Annotated in this window: 17 protein-coding genes and 1 pseudogene; 2 read left to right on the top strand and 16 right to left on the bottom strand. The window is 73.0% G+C overall.

Annotated features, from left to right (window positions below; translation table 11 throughout):
• Positions 1-2: 2 nt before the first annotated feature.
• From ACY34K_RS11570 to ACY34K_RS11500, 15 genes and pseudogenes are all read right to left on the bottom strand, one after another.
• Entirely contained in the window at positions 3-1,496 is a 1,494-nt protein-coding gene (locus ACY34K_RS11570; RefSeq protein ID WP_462746103.1) for a GMC family oxidoreductase, read from the bottom strand.
• 200 nt (positions 1,497-1,696) lie between these two features.
• Positions 1,697-2,605 (bottom strand): annotated as a pseudogene (locus ACY34K_RS11565) (adenosine kinase); the annotation flags it as partial.
• Positions 2,602-3,495 (bottom strand): HAD family hydrolase, encoded by an 894-nt coding sequence (locus ACY34K_RS11560; protein ID WP_462746102.1) that lies wholly within the window; start codon positions 3,493-3,495, stop codon positions 2,602-2,604. The gene ACY34K_RS11560 and the pseudogene ACY34K_RS11565, both read right to left, overlap by 4 nt.
• Positions 3,492-4,052, bottom strand: coding sequence for an NUDIX domain-containing protein (locus ACY34K_RS11555; protein ID WP_462746101.1), 561 nt, complete (start codon positions 4,050-4,052; stop codon positions 3,492-3,494). The genes ACY34K_RS11560 and ACY34K_RS11555 overlap by 4 nt, the downstream gene beginning before the upstream one ends.
• The gene (locus ACY34K_RS11550; protein WP_462746100.1) at positions 4,049-4,951 is read right to left on the bottom strand and encodes an SDR family oxidoreductase; all 903 of its coding nucleotides are present in this window, start codon (positions 4,949-4,951) and stop codon (positions 4,049-4,051) included. Before ACY34K_RS11550 ends, ACY34K_RS11555 begins: the two co-directional genes overlap by 4 nt.
• The gene (locus ACY34K_RS11545) at positions 4,948-5,973 is read right to left on the bottom strand and encodes an ROK family protein (protein WP_462746099.1); all 1,026 of its coding nucleotides are present in this window, start codon (positions 5,971-5,973) and stop codon (positions 4,948-4,950) included. Before ACY34K_RS11545 ends, ACY34K_RS11550 begins: the two co-directional genes overlap by 4 nt.
• Positions 5,966-7,081 (bottom strand): sugar phosphate nucleotidyltransferase, encoded by a 1,116-nt coding sequence (locus ACY34K_RS11540; protein WP_462746098.1) that lies wholly within the window; start codon positions 7,079-7,081, stop codon positions 5,966-5,968. The genes ACY34K_RS11545 and ACY34K_RS11540 overlap by 8 nt, the downstream gene beginning before the upstream one ends.
• Positions 7,074-9,188 carry a glycosyltransferase gene (locus tag ACY34K_RS11535; protein WP_462746097.1) on the bottom strand — a complete coding sequence of 705 codons (2,115 nt, stop codon included), beginning with the start codon at positions 9,186-9,188 and terminating at the stop codon, positions 7,074-7,076. The genes ACY34K_RS11540 and ACY34K_RS11535 overlap by 8 nt, the downstream gene beginning before the upstream one ends.
• A gap of 11 nt (positions 9,189-9,199) precedes the next feature.
• Complete coding sequence (locus ACY34K_RS11530) at positions 9,200-10,660, bottom strand: hypothetical protein (protein WP_462746096.1); 1,461 nt, start codon at positions 10,658-10,660, stop codon at positions 9,200-9,202.
• Between the two features lie 3 nt (positions 10,661-10,663).
• Positions 10,664-11,470, bottom strand: a complete 807-nt coding sequence (locus ACY34K_RS11525) for an ABC transporter permease (protein WP_462746095.1) — start codon at positions 11,468-11,470, stop codon at positions 10,664-10,666.
• On the bottom strand, positions 11,467-12,297 hold the full coding sequence (locus tag ACY34K_RS11520) for an ABC transporter permease (RefSeq protein WP_462746094.1): 831 nt from the start codon (positions 12,295-12,297) through the stop codon (positions 11,467-11,469). The genes ACY34K_RS11525 and ACY34K_RS11520 overlap by 4 nt, the downstream gene beginning before the upstream one ends.
• The gene (locus ACY34K_RS11515) at positions 12,294-13,343 is read right to left on the bottom strand and encodes an ABC transporter ATP-binding protein (protein ID WP_462746093.1); all 1,050 of its coding nucleotides are present in this window, start codon (positions 13,341-13,343) and stop codon (positions 12,294-12,296) included. The genes ACY34K_RS11520 and ACY34K_RS11515 overlap by 4 nt, the downstream gene beginning before the upstream one ends.
• Positions 13,340-14,641, bottom strand: coding sequence for an aspartate aminotransferase family protein (locus ACY34K_RS11510; RefSeq protein ID WP_462746092.1), 1,302 nt, complete (start codon positions 14,639-14,641; stop codon positions 13,340-13,342). Before ACY34K_RS11510 ends, ACY34K_RS11515 begins: the two co-directional genes overlap by 4 nt.
• On the bottom strand, positions 14,638-15,030 hold the full coding sequence (locus ACY34K_RS11505) for a cupin domain-containing protein (RefSeq protein WP_462746091.1): 393 nt from the start codon (positions 15,028-15,030) through the stop codon (positions 14,638-14,640). The genes ACY34K_RS11510 and ACY34K_RS11505 overlap by 4 nt, the downstream gene beginning before the upstream one ends.
• A gap of 20 nt (positions 15,031-15,050) precedes the next feature.
• Positions 15,051-16,271: a sedoheptulose 7-phosphate cyclase gene (locus ACY34K_RS11500; protein ID WP_462746090.1), complete on the bottom strand. Its 1,221-nt coding sequence runs from the start codon at positions 16,269-16,271 to the stop codon at positions 15,051-15,053.
• 314 nt (positions 16,272-16,585) lie between these two features.
• On the opposite strand from ACY34K_RS11500, the gene ACY34K_RS11495 reads away from it, so the two are divergent.
• On the top strand, positions 16,586-16,900 hold the full coding sequence (locus ACY34K_RS11495; protein WP_462746089.1) for a hypothetical protein: 315 nt from the start codon (positions 16,586-16,588) through the stop codon (positions 16,898-16,900).
• A 250-nt stretch (positions 16,901-17,150) separates the two neighbouring features.
• On the top strand, positions 17,151-17,588 hold the full coding sequence (locus ACY34K_RS11490; RefSeq protein ID WP_462746088.1) for a RidA family protein: 438 nt from the start codon (positions 17,151-17,153) through the stop codon (positions 17,586-17,588).
• Here the strand turns inward: ACY34K_RS11490 and ACY34K_RS11485 are convergent.
• Positions 17,494-18,509: MFS transporter (locus ACY34K_RS11485; protein WP_462746087.1), on the bottom strand; the 1,016-nt coding region annotated here is incomplete at its 5' end. The two genes, ACY34K_RS11490 and ACY34K_RS11485, sit on opposite strands and share 95 nt — an antisense overlap.

Here is an 18,509-nt window from a genome sequence, read left to right as displayed (position 1 = left end):
GGTCAGTCCTTCACTGCGTCGGCCAGCATCTCGGCGGCGGCGAGCACCGGGAGCTGGGTGTTCGATGCGGGTACGGTAGGCAGAACGGACGCGTCGGCGACACGGAGATTCGCCAGACCCCGCACCCTGCCCTCGCCGTCGGTGACGGCGAGCGGGTCCTCCGGACGCCCCATCGCCAGGGTCCCCACCGGATGCCAGTAGGTGCCGAGCCGGGCGCGCAGCTCCTCGTCGGACAGGTCCCGCGACGGCCGGCCCTCCGGCGGTCCCGCGAGGCGGCGGAGCGGGCCGGCCGACGCGAGGCGTTCCACGATCCCGAGGCCCGAGCGCAGCGCGGCGGTGTCGTGGCCGTCCGGGTCCGTGAGGAACCCCGGGTCGATGTCGGGGGCGTCGGCGGGGTCTGCCGTACGCAACCGCACCCGGCCCCGGGACAGGGGCTTCACGAGGAAGGCGGAGACTCCGGCCTCGTACTCGCCCGGTGGCAGCGAGCCGAACAAGGGGTCACCCGCCGACGGCAGGACGTGCAGGTTCCACGAGCCTTCGGGGCAGCCGTCCCCGGCCGCCCGGATCAGCATGCGGCTCACATACAGTTCGCCCTCCCGCTCCTTGGCCGCGAGCGCCGCGTTCAGGCCGGGCGTCGGTGCCAGCGGGACGAACACACCGGGCTGGTCGGTGAGGTTCCCGCCGACGCCCGGCAGGTCGATCCGCGGCCGGATGCCCACGGCGCTCAGCTCGTCGGCCGGGCCGAGGCCGCTGCGCAGCAGGAGCGCGGCCGAGCCGAATGTCCCGCAGGCCACGACGAAGGTGCCGGCCGTCAGCACGTCCCGCCGGTGGCCGGTGAGGACCTCGACTCCGGTGATCCGGTCGCCGCGGACGGTCAGCCGGTCCGCGGTCGCGCCGCCGAGGACGGTGAGGTTCGGGCGGTCGCGCGCCCCGCCGAGGTAGGCGAAGGCGGCATTCCAGCGGGTGCCGTCGAGGGCGTTGATCAGCGGCGTGCCGTATCCGGGAGTGCCCGGGGCGCCCATGTCCACCTCGGCGTAGCCGAGTTCCCGGGCGGATTCCAGGGCGGCGAGGCTCCACGGGGACAGTTCGCGCTCCGGCACCCGCCGCAGCCGCATCTGCTCCACGGCCCTCAGCCGGTACGGCTCGATCGCGGCGGCGGACCAGCGGTCCCCGCCGGCCCGGACCCACTCGTCGTGATCGGCCGCGCTTCCCCACGTGTTCCAGCAGCCGTTGACGCACGACGAGCCGCCGAGGACGCGGGCCCGGATCCGGTGGACCGCGGTGCCGCGCTCCCACACGTGGTCGCGGGGCAGGGCGTGGGCGTCGAGGAGCGTGGGCGGCCACTCCCGCCACCGCGGCCCGTGGTCCGGCCCGGCCTCCACCAGGCAGACCGACCGGCCCGGGTCCTCGCTCAGCCGGGCGGCCAGCACACAACCCGCCACTCCGCCGCCGAGGACGACGACGTCATAGCCGGCGGTGCGTCCGGAGACGCTCATACGAGGTCCCCCGGCGCCGTACCGCTGGGGGCTCGGTCCGGCTCCGGGGCGCTCGCCGCGTGCGTCGACGCTCGAGCTCCCCCTACGTCCTGCGGGCGTGGGAGGTGCCCCCGCTCGGTTCGCTCGGGCCTCGTGCCCCTCCGCCCGTCCTCCCTTTCGACGCCCGCGCGGCCCTCCGGCTCACTCGCCCCGGCGGTGGAGGTGCCCGACAGCGCGGCCGCGCGGTCGACGAGGTCGGTGAGGCCGATCGCTTCGGTCCTGGTGGACGGCACGGTACAGGCGTGCGCGCCCGCCACCGCCCCGTACAGGCCGCAGCGGGCCAGTGGTTCACCGCCCAGCCAGCCGTGGAGGAAGCCGGCGGCGAACGCGTCGCCGGCGCCGTTGGAGTCCACGACCGGACCCGGCGGGGTGACCGCGGGGATGTGCGTCAGTTCGTCGTCGGCCAGCAGATAGGCGCCCTCGCCGCCCGCGGTCGCGACGACGACCCGGGCCCGGCCCCGCTCGACGATCCCGCGCATGGTGCGCTCCGGGTCGGACAGTGCCGTCGTGGACAGGAAGACGAGGTCCGCCTCGTGGGCGAACGGCTCGTGGTAGGGGTTGGTGCCGTCCCAGTTGTGCAGGTCGGTCGAGATGGTCGCACCGGCGGCACGCAACGCGGGCAGCGCGTACGCGCACGGGTGGGTGATGACGACATGCGCGTGCCGGCTCACAGCGGCCAGGTCGCGGACCACCTCGTCGGGGAACCGGTCGGCCTCACCCGCCCGGCTGTCGTCGTACAGCGACAGACGCCGCCCGTCGGGGCCGACGAGGTTGACCGCGCGCTTGGTGCCGCCGGGCTGCCGCACCTCCGTGAACGGGATGCCACGGTCGCGGTGCAGGGCGCGCACGAGTTCGCCCTCGTGGTCGTCGCCGATCATGTCGAGGTGGTGGGTGCGCAGGCCCAGGGCGTGCGTACCGACCGCGACGAAGTCACCGCTCTGGCCCGCCCGGGTCACGATCCCGGGACGGATCATGTAGCTGTCGGCGAACGGGAGGGGCAGTTCGGGGACGTGGACGACGGTGTCCACGCCGGCGCCGCCGAGGACGAGGACGTCGATACTGGCGTTCATAGGGGTTCCTTGGCTGTGTCGGCCGATCGGGGGAATACCGGGAAGATGCGTTCGAGGACGGCGGCGACGCCGTCGTCGTCATTGGTCGGCGCGGTCTCGTCCGCGAGCCGCCGCAGATCGGGGTGGGCGTTGCCCATGGCGACGCCATGTCCGGCCCACCGCAGCATGGGTATGTCGTTGGGCATGTCGCCGAAGGCGAGCGTGTCGTCCGGGCCGAAGCCGAGGAGCCGGGCCGCCGCGGCCAGGCCGCTGCCCTTGTCCACCCCGGCGGGCAGCAGTTCGACCATGCCCTCGCCCGAGTGGGTGACGGAGAGCCGGTCCGCGCAGATCCGGGCCGCCAGCGCGGCCAGGCCGTCGTCGCCGAGGCGCCGGCTGCGGATCAGGACCTTCTCCACCGGCTCGGTCCACAGCCCTTCGGGGTCCTCCACCAGCCGCCAGCCGTGCCGGGCCCGCACGCCGAAACCCGGCGTGACGAGGAACTCGCCGGACAGCCCCGCCGTCACCACGCCCAGCGCCAGTGGCCCCGCCTCGCGTTCGACGCGCCCCACGAGGGCCCGGACGGTGGGGCGGTCCAGGGTCGCGGTGGCGAGCAGGCGGTCCGCGCCGACGTCGTACAGCTGGGCGCCCTGCCCGCACACGGCCACCCCGTCGTACCCCAGCGGCTCCAGCAGGTCGCGGCAGCCGGCGGCGGGGCGGCCGGTGACCACGAGGTGCCGCGCGCCGCTCGCGGCGGCCCGTGCGAGCGCGGCACGGGTACGGGCGGAGACGCTGAGGTCGCCGCGGAGCAGGGTGCCGTCGAGGTCCGTGGCGACGACCGAGAAGGGCAGCCGCCCTCCCGCGCGGGGTGTCGGCAGGGGTGCGGGACCGGATGCGGGGCGCGGGGGGTTCACCGCCCGTCCTCCGGCCGCCGGCCCTCCTCGTGGAGGGTCAGCAGCGTGTGCGCGGCCAGGGTGGCGGCGTCGGTGACGCGGCCGGAGCGCACCAGCCCGCGCCAATCGGCCGGGTCGGCCCAGCGCAGCCGCATGTCGGCCTCGGTGGGCTCGCGTTCGGGTTCGCCCTCCGTGAGCTCCTCGGCGAGGAAGACGTGACAGCCCTGGCTCGCGTAGCCGTAGGCGACGTGCACCCGGCCGAGCGGGGTCATCCGGGCGGCCCGCAGACCGGTCTCCTCGCGCAGCTCGGCACGGGCGAGATCGAGCGGGCTGCCACCCCCCTGACGGCCGGCGGACCACGAACCCTGCGGGAACTCCCAGTACCGCCCGTGCACCGGATAGCGGTACTGCTCCACCAGGCGCACCCTGCCGTCCTGACGCGGGATCACCAGGGCGTAGTCCGGCTTGTCGACGACGCCGTAGCGCCCCGGGCTGCCGTCGGGGTGGCGGATGTCGTCCTCGCGCACGCTCATCCACGAATTGCGGTAGACCTCGCGGGAGCGGATGGTGCGGATCACGCGGCTCTCCCTTCGGGGCATTCGGCCAGCAGGGTACGTACCCCTTCGGCGACGCCCTGCAGGCGCAGACCGTGCCGGGCGAGGACGCCGCCGAGGAGACGGCTCGTCAGACAGCTGTGGGCCGGCCTGCTGGCATAGCGGCCGCGCGCCTTCGGCACCCGGACGACGAGGGAGCCCGGCGCCCCCAGTCCGTCGGCGATCGCCTCCGCCCACGCGGCCCGCGACACGCGGTCGGGGCCACCCAGGTGCAGCAGTGGCGGCGCGCCGGGCGACAGGACGGCAGCGGTCACGGCGGCGACGTCCGTCACCAGGACCGGCGTGGTCCACTGGTCGTCGGGAGCCTCGACGGACTCGCCGCGCCGCAGCCGGTGCGCACAGGCGGAGAAGAAGTTCAGCCACTTCCCGGCGGCGGCCGGTTCCCAGCCGTAGACCAGGCTGACCCGCAGCACGGTGGCGTCGGCCGCCCCCCGCAGGACGTCCTCGGCGGCGAGCTTCGCACGCCCGTACGCGTTGGCGGGGGCCGTGGGGGCCGCTTCGTCGTTGTCGGGGGAGCGGCCGTCGAAGACGTTGTCGGTGGAGATCATGACGGTACGCAGGCCGGGCGCGGCGGCGGTGAGGTTCTCGGCCGCCGCGGTGTGCGACGCGGCGGCCCTGTCCGGATGTGCCTCGCACCACGTCACGTCCGACGGGCCGTGGACCAGGACGAGGCGGTCGGGGCGCACCTCGTCGACGACCCGCTCGCACGCGGCGGCGTCGGCCGCGTCCAGCGGCACCCAGGCGGTGCTGGTCGCGGCCGGCGGGCGGCGGGACGCGAGGACCGGCCGGTCACCTCCGGCGGCGAGCCGGCCGGCCACGGCCCGTCCCACGAAGCCGCTGCCCACGATCAGGGTGCGGGTCATACCGCCGTCACCACCCCTCGCGCGGCGCGCGCGGTGAGCAGACGCCCGGCCCCGATGAGCCCGTGGTCGTCGTCGGGCGCGCCGAGGACCACCATCCGGCCGATCTCCTCGGGCGTCAGGCCGAAGCAGCCGAGCCGCCGCAGCTCCTCGGTGAGCAGTTCGGCATAGCGGGGGCCGACGGCCAGCGCGAAGCCGCCCATGAGGACGTAGCGGCGGACGCCGATCGCGGTGAACACCGACGTGATCGCCGAGGCCAGGTGGGTGAGGCCGCCGCGGAGCACCGCGGTGGCGAACGGATCGCGGGCCCGTACCGCCGTGGCCAGGGCGGGGTTGTCCAGGCCGGCCGGGTCGGGGGCGAGGGCCCCGAGCGCCGAGCGGGCGTAACCGCCGGGGTCCTCGGCGGCGGCGCGGCGTGCCGCGGCCAGGACGCCGCGGCCCGAGGCGATTCCGCCCAGGTGGCCGCGTCCACCGCAGTCGCACAGCGGTGCCCGCGGGGACGGGTCGCACCTCCAGTGGCCCAGCTCACCCCCGTGACCCTCGGCGTCCAGGAGCACCTCACCCGCGCGGTAGACCTTGCTGCCGATCCCGGAACTGACGGTGATCAGGCAGAACGGCGGTTCCTCCGGGCCGCGCACATGGCGCCACACCGCCGCCGTCAGGTCGTTGACCACGACGACCGGAACGCCCACCCGCTCCTCGAGCAGCTCTCGCAACGGCAGGGTGTCGCCGCGGCCGCCCCAGATCGTCGGGGCGGTGACGACCCGCCCGTCGGCCGTCACCGGGCCGGCGAAGGCCACGGCCAGGGCGCGGCTGCCGTGCCGGGCGACGGCCTCCTCGGCGAGCCGGCCGAGCCGGTCGGCCACCTGACGCTGCAGGACGTGCACCGGCGCGCCCGGATGGCGGGCGATGCCGTCGGTGGGGGTGCGGCGCGCGTCGGCGAGGGTTCCCGTCCCCACGTCGTAGCGGGCGATCCGCAGGGTCGTCCCGCCGACGTCGGCGACGGTGAAGGCTGGTTCAGACACGGCTTCCTCTGTCTTCTGCGGTGGCGTGCGGCTGGGGCGGCTGCTCCACGGCCCCGTCCTCCAGGACGATCGCTCCCTCGATGTCGGCCCCGGCGGGGACGACGGCACCCGGGAGCAGGACACTGCGGCGTACACGTGCTCCGGCGCCCACGCGTACGCCCGGGAAGGCGACGCTGTGCTCGATCCGGCCGTCGTTGACCAGGTCGTCCGCCACCAGGCTGCGTGCGATCCCCGGTTCGCGGGCGACCAGCCGGCGTTGCGCACCGGGGCTCAGGGTGCGCGGCAGTTCGCCGAGCGTCAGCGGTGCGCCGGGCGCGAGGAGCGCCATGTGGGCGCGGTGGTAGCGGTCGACCGTCCCGATGTCCTCCCAGTGGCCCGCGACTTCGTGACCGAGGATGCGCTCCCCGCCGGCCAGCATGGCCGGGACGACGTCCCGGCTGATGTCGTGCTGCCAGTCGGTGCCGTCGAGTTCCTCCAGGTAGTGGTGGAGGCGGGCCGCGTCGAAGACGCAGAACGCGGCGAAGACGAGGTCGCTCGTCGGTTCCGCCGGCTTCTCCACGAAGGCGGTGAGCTGCCCGGCGGCGTCGAACTCCACCATCCCGAAGAGGTGCACGTAGCGGCGCTCGATGCGCTGGTACGCGAGGGTCAGCGCGGCGCCGCTGCGGCGGTGCGCCTCGATGAGCGGGCGGTGGTCGAAGCGGTAGACGTGGTCCGCGTGCAGCAGCAGGATCTCGGTGGTGCCGGGCCCGAACAGATACGGGGCCTTGCGGATCAGCGCGTCGGCGGTGCCGCGCTCCGGCCGCCCCGGTGTGCCCGGGGGACGGTATCCGGCGCCGTCCAGGTACCCCTGGTCGTACGGCCCGAAGTGCACCCGGAAGCCCGGCCGCCACCAGGTGCGGTACAGGTCGTCCATCAGCTGCCGCTCCTCGTACTGGGACAGCAGCAGCACCTCGCCCAGACCGGACGCCTCGGCGTTGGCCAGCGAGAAGTCGATGAGCCGGCAGGTGCCGCCGAAGGGCACCAGCGGCTTGAGCCTGCCCTCCCCCAGCCGGCCCATCCTGCGTCCCTCGCCGCCCGCGAGCAGGGCCGCGCGCACCGCCTCAGCCACGGCTCACCACGTCCCACGCGCAGCGGCCGGAGGCCAGGGTGACCAGGAGGTGGACAGCCCGCCCGGCCTCCGGGAGAGGCCCGGCGAAGTCCCCGGACTCCGTACGCTCCAGGCGCCGGACGGTCACCTCGCGGCGCCCCGGACCGGGCGGGGCGAGCCACACCAGCTCCACGCGCTCGGCGTGGTCGAGCCGGTACACGACCCGGTCGTCCGTGATCTCGCAGCGCCCGTCCAGCCGGGCACGCAGCTCCGGATCGCCGCCCGCCGCCGCGGCACACCGGGCGAAGTCGGCCCGCTGCCAGGCGGTCTCGAACAGGGCCCGGACGGTGGCCGCGTCGAGGGGGTGGCAGCGCCCGAAGGCCTCGGCGTCGCCCAGGCGGGCGGCCGCCTCGGCGACGTCGTCGCGGTGGGTCTCGTAGGCCTCCGGGGCGAGCAGGTCGAACCAGCCGTGCCGCAGCAGCAGTTCGGTGTCCGGCTCGGGCCGGTCGCCCCGCCACAGCACCGTGAACGCCTCGGTGTGCCGCCTCGCGACGTTCTCCCAGGTGAACCGCCGTGCCGTGGCGACGGCGTTGGCCCGCAGCCGGGCGTAGTCGCCGGGCCGGTCGCGGAGCAGGTGGGCGGCCTCGTGGATGCGGCGGGTGAGTGCGTCGACGAGCAGGGTGTCGTCCTCGGCGAAGGACCGGTTGACGGCGAAGCCCGTGGCGGCCCGGGCGCCGGGCCCGTCCAGCGGGTCGTCGGTGTGCCCGAAGTGCGCCATGCCGAGCTGCGCGGTGGCGATGGACACGGCGCCCATGGCCATCGCCTCGCCCTGGGCTATCAGGAAGGTGTCCATCTCGAACTTGGACGGGAACAGGCAGAAGTCACTTGCGGCGGCGTAGGCAACGATCCGTTCCTCCTCGACGCGCTCGCATTCCAGGTGGATCCGGTCCTTGTGGCGGGTGACGACCTCGGTGACGTACGGATCCGCGATGCCGCCGTCGCTGAGGCAGCGCAGCACGAAGTTGGCCGCCAGGCCCTGGCTCAGGACCCGGTCGACGGCGCGGAACAGTTCGGTCTGCCCCTTGTGGTGCACGGCGTAGCGGGCGTTGTGGAAGAACGTCGGCAAGGCGGGGTCGAGCCCCAGGGAAGACAGCACCGTCGCCCGGTCGGCCGACGGCGCCCGGCCACCGGTCCACCGCTCGCCGATGGCGCAGCCGCCCACGAAGGCCTTGTGCGCGCCGCGGCGCACCGCGTCCCGGACCGGATGACCGGTGAACAGCCGCTCGAACGGTGTGTCCGCGAAGTCGGTGTAGAAGTCCAGGTGCCCGGGCGACAGGAAGTCGATCAGGTCCGTGTGGTCGGCGACCAGGTCGTAGACGCGCACATGCCCGGGCCCGTACTCGTAGTGAAGATGGGTGCGCTGCTGGTACGCGCTCATCACGGCCTCGGCCTCGGTCGGCGGCCTGTCCGGGGCCTCGTCCTCGGGCGGCAGGGCGACGGGCGCGCCCAGGAAGTCCAGCAGCCGCTCGACCTTGGGCCGGTACACCTTCTTGGTGATCGGCATGTTGCTCTGGACCGTGCCCACGACGAGCATGTCCGGGTCGTCACGGAAGGCGGCCGGCATCAGGTAGTGGTAGTAGGGCTCGTGGGCGTGCAGCAGCGCCCTTTCGTCGCTCAGCCGGCCGCGCACGAACCGGATCGTGTCGACCTGGTACGCCAGCGGTTTGAAGAACACCAGGTCCCGGCCCTTGCTGTCGTAGGGCGGGTAGAAGCGGTCGGGCAGCTCGTCGAGCAGCTCGTTGGAGAGGAAGTACAGGTCGACGCCGTCGAGTCGGACCCGGTGCGCGGTGGTGGTCAACGGGATCCGCACCTCGGCAGGGAAGCGCGCTCCCCAGGTGGCCGGGTCGAGGACCAGGGGCAGCTCGTAGCTGTCCCGGTAGTCCAGCGTCTCGACGTCGTGGTCACGGCGCAGGTCGTCGAGCCGGCCGTGGGCCGGGGTGACGACGGAGACGCGGTGGCCCTGGCGGGCCAGCTCCGTGGAGAGGTTCCACAGGTAGACGGAGATACCGCCCTGGAGGAAGCGGTGGTCGAAGCCTCCGCACTCGAAGTAGGTCTCGATGATGTGCACGGCGTGGTCCTTCACCGGGAGGCCGGCACGCCGCTGGCCTCCACGGCGTGCCGCAGGTTGATGGCCGCGTGGTAGGCGCGGTCGTGGGCGTAGGCGTACTCCAGTTCGTGGATCAGCCGGCGCAGCCGGATCAGCAGCCAAGCCGGGTGGAGCGCCGCCGACCGGCCGGGGCCGGCGAGCAGGTCGCCCGCCCGGGCGGCCCACAGCCCGGCCGCGGAGCGCAGCCGGTCCAGCTCCGCCAGCCGGCGCGGCGTCCAGCCGGGCGTGTCGGGCCCCACCCCCGCGGCCTGCAGGAGGGCCGTGCGGCAGGTGTCCGCGGACTCCATGCCGACGGTCTGCGCGGCGTGATCGGTGAACTCGTCGGCGGCGAAGATCTCCAGGCCGCGCCGCAGGGCCGCCAGGTCCTGCCAGGGCGATGCACCCGTGGCCGGGTCCTCCCGGTCGGGCGCGGGCGTGGACAGGTCGATCACGCACATCTCCCACGTTCCGTCGGCCCGTTCACGCCGCAGCAGGTGGGACAGGTGCAGGTCGCCGTGGCAGGGGCCGGTGGGCCAGGGCCGGTCCGGCAGTGACCGGGCGGCTGAGAGCGCTCGTTCGAGTCCGGTGACGGCGGCCTGCCGCACGGCGGACGGAAACCTGCTGTCGCCGAGGATCAGCGGACGCAGCGCCGCCAGCCGCCGGGCCGCTTCCCCGATGTGAGCTTCCGCGGTGGCCCCGGGATGAGGCCCGAGACGATCGGCCAGGTCGCGGTGGAAGCCGTGGAGGAACCGCCCGGCCTCCCGCAGCGGCACGGTCAGCTCCCGCAGCGACGCGGTGACGGCGTCGCCGGGGTCGGCGCCCGCCGCCAGCAGTGGCCACAGGGCCCGTATGCCCGCCCGCAGCGGGACGTTGAGGCCCTCGCCCTCCGCGTAGCGGTACAGCACACCGAGCGGTGTACGGCTGCCGGTGGAGGTGTCCACGTAGGTGTAGTCGCCGGCCGGCCGCTGGGTACGGCCGGTGGCGGCCATGAGCCGGAGCAGTTCCGGCTCGCGGGTGCCGGCGCCGATACGGCGGTAGGTCTTGTGGACGTGCGCGGCGCCACCGAGGTCAAGGAGCGACAGCGTGTTGGAGCACCAGCCGGGGTCGAAGGCCAACTGGCGCCGGTACGGGTCCGGCTCGCCACGGAACCGGACGAGGTTGCCCCGGGCGGTGGGAAGGTCCAGGCCGTCGCGCAGGGCTTTGACGACGAGCCGGTCGAACGCGGCGTCGCAGGTGGCGCTGCGGACCGGTGCGTCGTCGAGGACGGGGACGAACCAGCGGGTGGTGGCCTCCGGGGTGACGGAGGCGACGATCAGGAGCCGGACGTCGCCGAGCGCGGCCGTGTCGTGCAGTTCGAAGCGGCCGGAGCGCCGCGGGGTCTCCTCCATCCACGGCGCCTCGCGCAGCAGGTCCACCACGGCGGGCGAGGGGGCACCGAGCAGCAGGGTGTCCAAGGTTCAGCTCCCGGTCATTTCGTATCGGTCGACGCCCCGGTTCCAGACGACCAGGGCGAGCGCCGCCAGACCCACCGTCACGGCGAGGAGCCAGGGCAGCATGCGGGTGTGCCCGAACAGCAGGAAGGCGGCCGGGACATAGGCGGTGAAGGCGAAGGGCAGCACCCACGTCAGGACCCATCGCAGCGACGGGTGGTAGAGGTCCAGCGGGTAGCCGGAGAACTCACCGAGCTGGTGGCTGGCGTACAGCGACGGAAAGCTGTCGGTGAGCCAGAAGGCGAGCGAGGCGAACAGGGTCTTGATCGAGGCGAGGATCAGGGTGGCGCAGAGCACCAGGACGGGCGCGAGCAGCAGCGCGCCGGCGCCCACGGCCAGATCGAGGTGGGCGGTGGCGTAGCAGACCAGTGCCAGCCCCGTGAGCAGCTCCCCGAACCCGTCGGGGTAGAGGAAACGCTCGGAGAGCAGGGTGAACAGCGGGTGCACGGGCCGGACCAGATACCGGTAGAACTCGCCGTTCCGGACCAGCTTGCGGGCGAGGATCCACAGCTGGTCGGTGAACATCCGGTCCAGGCCGCGCGGCAGCAGCGAGAAACCCAGGAGGAACAGCACCTGGTGGTACGTCCAGCCCGCGATGACGGGCACGTGCCGGAACACCGTCCCGATCACCGCGACCTGACAGGCGACCCGCAGCAGCAGCCCGCCGGCACCCAGCAGGAAGTCCATGCGGTACGCCGTCAGCCGGTGGAGACTGACACCGCTCAAGTGCCAGGTGAGGCGCAGATAGCGGGCCGCGGTGGCCAGGGGCCTCATCCGCCGACCACCTCCAGCCGGCGCACGGCCCGCCGCCAGGCGAGCGTGCACGCCCCGGTGAGGAGCACCGCCCAGCCCAGCTGGACGACGAGGATCCCCGCGGCCCCCGTCCCGCCGTCGTAACGGCCGAGCAGCAGCCGCAGCGGCCCGTCGACCATGCCCTGGAACGGCAGGGCGTGGGCGACGGCCGCCAGCGGTCCCGGCATCAGGGCGAGCGGGACGACCTGCCCGGCGAAGAAGGCGACGACACCGTCCTTGACGATGCGCACCCCCCACACGTTGGTGGTGACGAACCCCGCGAGCCCGACGAGCAGGTTGACGCCGAAGCCGATCACGAGCGACAGCCCGGCCGACACGGCGAACAGCAGCGCCCGCGGCCACGTGGGCACGGTCAGCGGCAGCAGCAGCGCGTACAGCAGCACCAGGGGCACGGCGACGAGCACGGCGTTGCACAGCGACACCGGCAGACCGGCGGCGAACCGGGCGAGCGGATAGCCGACGGGACGCAGCAGCGCCACGGCGATGTCCCCGCGCCGGACCTCCCCCGCGACCTCCTCGTCCACCCGGCTGGCGTGGAGCAGCCCGAGGACCTGGGCCAGCAGTACGTACGTGGTCAGCTGCGCGGACGTGTAGCCGCCGACCGTGCCGCCCTCACCGCCCGCGTACACCGCGCGCCAGAGGAAGACCTGGACGCCGACCGCGGTCGCCGCGGTGAGCGCGTTGATCGCGAACGTCGCGCGGTACTGCAGCAGGGCCTGCAGGCTCGCGGCGCTGAACGGGACATAGCGGCGCAGGGACGTGCGGGGCGCCGGAGGTGCGGACGTCATACGGCCGCCTCGCGCCGGCCGGTGTGGTCGTCGTGACCACCGCCGGGCCCGGTGCGCCCGGTGTAGATGCGGCGCAGCACCGTCTCCAGGTCCGGCTCGGGCACCACGCAGTCCGTGACGTCGAAGTGCTCCAGCAGGAAACCCATCACCTGGCGGGCCGTCCAGCGGCCGGCGGCGTACTCGACCTTGACGCGCCCGCCCTCCACCGGGGTGGCCGTGACACCTCCCAGGTGCCGCTCGATGAGGCGTTTCGTCTCGTCGGGGCCGGTCGCCCCGCCCCGGTGCTCGAAGACGACACAACGGGTGTCGGCGGTCCTCAGCAGTTCCCGCACGGTGCTCTGGTGGACGACCCGGCCGTGGTCGACGACCAGCACCTGGTCGCAGATGGCGGTGATGTCTCCCATGTCGTGGCTGGTGAGCAGCACGGTGGTGCCGCGCTCGGCGCTGATGTGGTTGACGAGCGTGCGCACGGCCTGCTTGAGCACCAGGTCCAGCCCGACGGTCGGCTCGTCCAGGAAGAGCACCTTGGGGTCGTGGACGAGGCCGGCGGCGACCTCGGCGCGCATGCGCTGGCCCAGACTCAGTTGCCGTACGGGCGTGTTGCCGAGGGCGTCGAGGTCGAGCAGGTCCCGGAACAGCTCCATGTTGCGCCGGTAGACGGGGGAGGGGATGTCGTGGATGTGCCGCAGGATGCGGAACGAGTCCAGCACCGGCAGGTCCCACCACAGCTGGCTGCGCTGCCCGAAGACGACGCCGATGTTGGCGGCGTTGCGCCGCCGCTCCTCGTACGGCTCCAGCCCGGCCACGCGGCACCGCCCCGAAGTCGGCCGCATGATCCCGGTGAGCATCTTGATCGTGGTGGACTTGCCCGCGCCGTTGGCGCCGATGTAGGCGGCCCTGGTGCCGGCCGGGATCTCGAACGAGACCCCGGAGACGGCGGTCACGGTCCGGTACTCGCGGCTGAAGAGGGAGCCGAGGCTGCCGAGCAGACCGGGGCGGGGCCGGTGGACCCGGAACTCCTTGACCAGGTTCTCCGCGACGATCACCGGCCGGCCTCCGTGACCCGTTCCAGGGCCTGCCCGAGCAGGTCGACGCCTTCCTCCAGCAGCGCGCGGTCGATGGTGAACGGGGGCGCGAGCCGGATGACATTGCCGCCGAGCGCGGTCCTCAGCCCCAGGTCGAGAGCGGTGCGGTAGACCGCGCGTGCGATGTCGGGTGCGGGCGCGCGGGAGGCGCGGTCGCGCACGAACTCCAGCCCGTACAGCAGACCGATGCCGCGTACCTCGCCCAGCACGTCGTAGCGGGCGTGCAGGTCGGCCAGGCGCTCCGCCAGAACCCCGCCGAGGACGTCCACCTGCTCGATCAGGGCCTCGCGCCGCACCACTTCGAGCGTGGCTCGGGCGGCCGCGATCCCGAGGGGGTTGCCGGCGTACGTGGATGCCGTCGACCCGGCCCGGGCGGCGTCGGGGTGGCGCAGCACCGGTGCGCGGCCGGCCAGCACCGCGAAGGGGAAGCCGGACGCCATGCCCTTGGACAGGGCCACCAGGTCCGGTTCGACGCCGAACCGCTCGGAGGCGAGGAAGGCGCCGGTGCGCCCGCCGCCGGTGAGCACCTCGTCGGCGACGAGCAGCACACCGTTCTCGTGGCAGCTGTCGGCGATCTGCTCCCAGTAGCCGGGCGGCGGAACGATCACCCCGGCCGCCCCGAGGACCGGCTCGAAGACGAGCGCGGCGACATTGGGCTTCTCCGCGATGTGGCGGCGCACCAGCGTCGCGCAGCGCACGCCGCAGGAGGGGTGGGTGAGTTCCAGGGGACAGCGGTAGCAGTAGGGGGAGTAGCCGAGGACGCTGTTGCCCGCGTGCGCCTGGTTCCCGATGTCCCAGTGGACCAGCATCCGCGCGCCCTGGGTCTTGCCGTGGAAGCCGTACCGCAGGGCGCCGATCCGGTTGCGTCCGGGTTCGGCGACGGCCTGGACCACGCGCAGCGCGGCCTCGACGACCTCGGCGCCGGTGGAGAAGAAGGCGTACGTGTCCAGCCGCTCCGGCAGCAGTTCGGCGAGGAGGTCGCACAGGGCGGCCCGGTCGGCGGTGGCGAAGTCGTGCACGTTCCACAGCCGCGCGGCCTGTTCCGTCAGCGCGTTGACCACGTCGGGGTGGCAGTGGCCGAGGGACTGGGTGAGGGTGCCGGCCGCGAGGTCGATGTACTGGTTGCCGTCCAGGTCGGTGAGGACGGCGCCCCGGCCCTCGGTGAAGACCCGTTCGCCCAGCGCGGACTCCTCCGAGGCGCCGGGGGCCAGACGGACGGCCTCCCTCTCCAGGAGCCGGCGCTGGAGGGGGCCGCTCACCGGGAGCCGCCCAGCGGGCCGACCTCGAGGACCAGCAGCCTGAGGTCCTCGTCGGAGTCGTTGGCGAGACCGTGGGCACCGTGGGGGCGGTTGGGTACGACGTCCCCGGAGCGCACCTCGAACTCCTCGCCGTCCAGTGTCATCCGGCCCCGGCCGGACAGGACGACATAGGTCTCCTGGTCGTCGCCGTGGCGGTGCACGCCGATGGAGGTGCGCGGCGGCAGGACGACCAGGTCGACGAAGGCGACGGGGGCGGGCGCGTCCTCGCGCCGGTAGACCCGGTGGGCCAGGATCGTGCCCTCTCCGCCGTGGTCGCCCGTCACTTCCTTCAGCAGATCGTCGTAGAGATTGGTGAGGGCGGGGCGGTGCAGCGACTCGGCGTGGCTCATCGTGCGGTGGCTCCTGGGATTCAGTGGGCGTCGGCGAGCGGGGAGGGGAGGGCGGCCGCACGGCGGCCGAGCGCACGCAGCGCCTCGTCGAGGGCGCCCGCGGGGATGTCGTCCAGGTCGTCCACGAAGGACGCGGTGCCGATGCCGCGGGGCACCACGAGGTGCAGCCTGCGGCCCCGCCGCTCCCAGGCTGCGCGCAGGGCGCCCCCCATCAGGCCGGGGGTGCAGGTGTCCGGGTCGTACACGGGCAGGCCCAGCGAGACGAGGAGCCGGATGATCCGCTCGCATCCGGCGGCGTCGATCATCCCCAGGACACGGGCGAGTTCGGTGGACAGCGCCATGTCGACGGCGACCGACTCGCCGTGCGCGACGCGGTAGCCGCTGGCGGTCTCGATCGCCGGTCCGAAGGTGTGGCCGAAGTCGACGAGCCGGGCCATATCGTGCTCGCGGAGGTTGGGGCAGAGTTCCTCCATCATGAGCCGCATCGAGGTGCGCAGGACGTAGTCCTCGATGTCGTCCGAGCCCATGGCCGTGAGCCAGGAAGGGGCCGGTCGCGGTGTGCGGAAGACGTCGGGGCACTCCTCCAGGGCTCGGAAGAGTGACGGGTCCTTGATGACGGCCATCTTGGCCACCTCGCCCAGGCCGCAGCGTATGTGGCGCGGCGCCAGCGTCCGGAGGAAGGCGGGGTCGTTCAGCGAGGCGTCCGCCGGGTGGTACGCGCCGAGCATGTTCTTGGTGCCGAGCGCGTTGACGCCGGTCTTCACACCGACGCCGACGTCCACCTGGCCGACGAGCGTGGTGTTGACCTTGACGTACCGCACGCCGCGGCAGTAGATGGCCGCCGCGAACCCGACGAGGTCACAGGTGACTCCACCGCCGACGGCGAGCATCACACCCCGCCGGTCGAGCCCCTCCTGTTTGGCCCGGGCGCATATCTCCTCGACCGTCGGCATCGTCTTGTTGTGCTCGCCGCCGGGAAGGACGGTGACGCTCCAACTGCCGGGCTCCAGTCGTGCGGAGAGGTACTGCCGCAGCCGCTGCCCGTAGAGCCGTTCCACCGCCGGTCCGGTGAAGACGACGACCCTGCGCCCCGCACAGGCCCGGGCGAGGAGTGGGTTCTCGGGGTCCAGCAGGCCGCGCGTGATGTCGACGCGGTACGACGTGCCCTCCGGTGCGTGCAGCGTGAAGCCGCCGTCGTCGCATCGCACCCCGGGCTCGACAACGGCTGCTTGCACCGTCACGACACTCCTCGAGTCATTCGGCAGATCTGCCGAAGGTCCGTCAAATGCCTTCAGCGCCACGGACTTTAATGACCATGACCAACGCTTCGCAATGACTTGCAGAGACCTTCTGCAAGAACTTTCAAAGATCGGCGCACGTGCCGCCCTGGCCTTGCCGTCCGTCCGCACACGCTGTGATGTGATGACGGAATGCGTGGTTTCACCCCAGATCACCACAGGGTGGCCCGATGAGTGCCGTGGTCCCGCCGGGGGTTGCCCGGTGAGGAGTGGGCCCGTCACGCGGCTTGGCTCGAACCTCTTGGATCCGGTGTTCGTTGCGTTTGCCGCCCAGCCTGGACGTCGGCGCCAGTCACCGACTGCTCACCGGTGTCGTGGGGTTGGCCGGACAGGCCGTCGCGACCGGGGCCATCGCCGTGCTCAGTGCGGGCGTCGCCACGGGGCTGACCAGCCTGCTCGCCCGCCGTGCGCACGAGGCGGTGGGCGGCACCGAGCGGATCGACCTGACCGTGCTCCTCGGCTCGCGACGCCCACGCCGGCGACCGCCGCGAGGCCTGGGCGTACACCCGAGTGAGTTCCCGTGTCAGGCCGCGGTGAACTCCGCAGGCTGTCTCGGGCGGCCGGTGGAGTGATCACCGCCAGGTGATCGATGCGATCGCCTGGAAGTTCCAGCCCGGATCGCATCGGGTGTCCCTGGCGGCACGGTACGGCTCGTGGAAGGCACTGTCTTCCAGGGTGTGTTTCTTCGATCACGTGAGATCCATGGGGCGGCTGACGGCAGTGGCCCATCACGGGAGTCGACGGGCCAGGAAAATGTGTCGAACGCGGAGTCGACCATTGAGAAGGTCCTGAGCGTCCCGGAACTGCTGCGAAAGGAAGCCCGTGCCGCGTGCTGTCACATTGATTCGCTCTGCCTCCCTGTCCGATGTTGCGGAGTACGCCTACGCGGCCACGGCCCCGGCCGAGTCGCGGCTGATCTTCCTGGCCGGAGCCTGTCCTCTGAATGAGGATGGCTCCACTGCGGCGATCGGGGACGTCGCGGGGCAGGCGGCCAGGGCTGTGGAGAACATGCGGACCGCTCTGACGGAGTCGGGCGCGTCACTGCACGATGTCATCAGCACCCGTGTTCTCGTTGCCTCTCACCGGCGGGAGGACCTGGTGACGGCGTGGGAGGTTGTCCGGGACGCGTTCGGTGACCACGACGTGCCCAGCACATTGATGGGTGTCACCGTGCTCGGCAAACCGCGGCGGTTGCGATTGTCGCGGTGGCTGCGACGCCTTTGGTGGCTTCGGCATTCGTGGTGCCAGTGCTGTCTGTGATGGTTTCGGTGCCTGCCGTGCCGCTCGGCTCTGTAGTGGCGTGGCCAGGACGGGTTCGGGGCAGGAGCCATACGGCCAGTACGGCCAGGGCGGCGACGAGCAGGGCGCTGATGCCGCTGGTGATGTTCAGCCCGTGGGTGAAGGCGGCGCGGGCGGGGTCGAGCACGAGGTCATGCAGCCCGTGGGGGAGGCCGTCCACCGTGGCGATGGCGTCGGGCAGGCTTTCGCGAGCGGACTCGGCCTCCTGCGCCGGGACCTCGCTGAGGACGGTGGCGGTCATCCGGTCGCGGTAGACGGCGGCGCCCACGGTGCCGAGGACCGCGACGCCCAGCGCGACGCCGAACTCGGTACTCGTCTCGGACATCGCGGCGGCCGAGCCCGCCTTCTCGGGCGGGGCCGCTCCGACGATCAGGTCGGTGCCCATCACGAACATGGGACTGATGCCCAGGTAGACGATGACGAAGCCGGTCACGAGGACGGGCAGCCCCGAGACGCTGTCGACCTGGGTGAGTACCAGGTAGCCGACCGCCGAGATCGCCAGCGAGGCCCCGATGACGTACGCGGCGGGCACCCTGCGGGCGAGCGCCGGAGTCAGGGCGGAAGCCAGGATGAGCGCACCGGCGGCGGGCAGCAGCCACAGCCCCGCCTTGAGTGGCGAGAGCCCCTCGACCAGTTGCGTGTACTGGGTGATGAACAGGTAGACCCCGCCCATGGCGGCAAGGCTGAGCAGTTGGATTCCCAGGGCGGCGCTGAACGAACGGTTCCTGAACAGTGTGACGTCGAGCAGGGGACTGGCCAGCCCGGACTGCCGGTGCACGAACAGCACCCCGAGTACCAGACCGCCGGTCAGGGTGGCCGCAGGCAGCGCCGCGAGGCCGTCCTTGGCGAGCTCCTTGATGCCGTAGATGATGGGCAGGATGA

It is taken from the genome of Streptomyces sp. STAM6, assembly GCF_054963715.1.
Note: the sequence above shows the minus strand (reverse complement) of the source record. Positions and strands in the feature narration are given on the sequence as shown.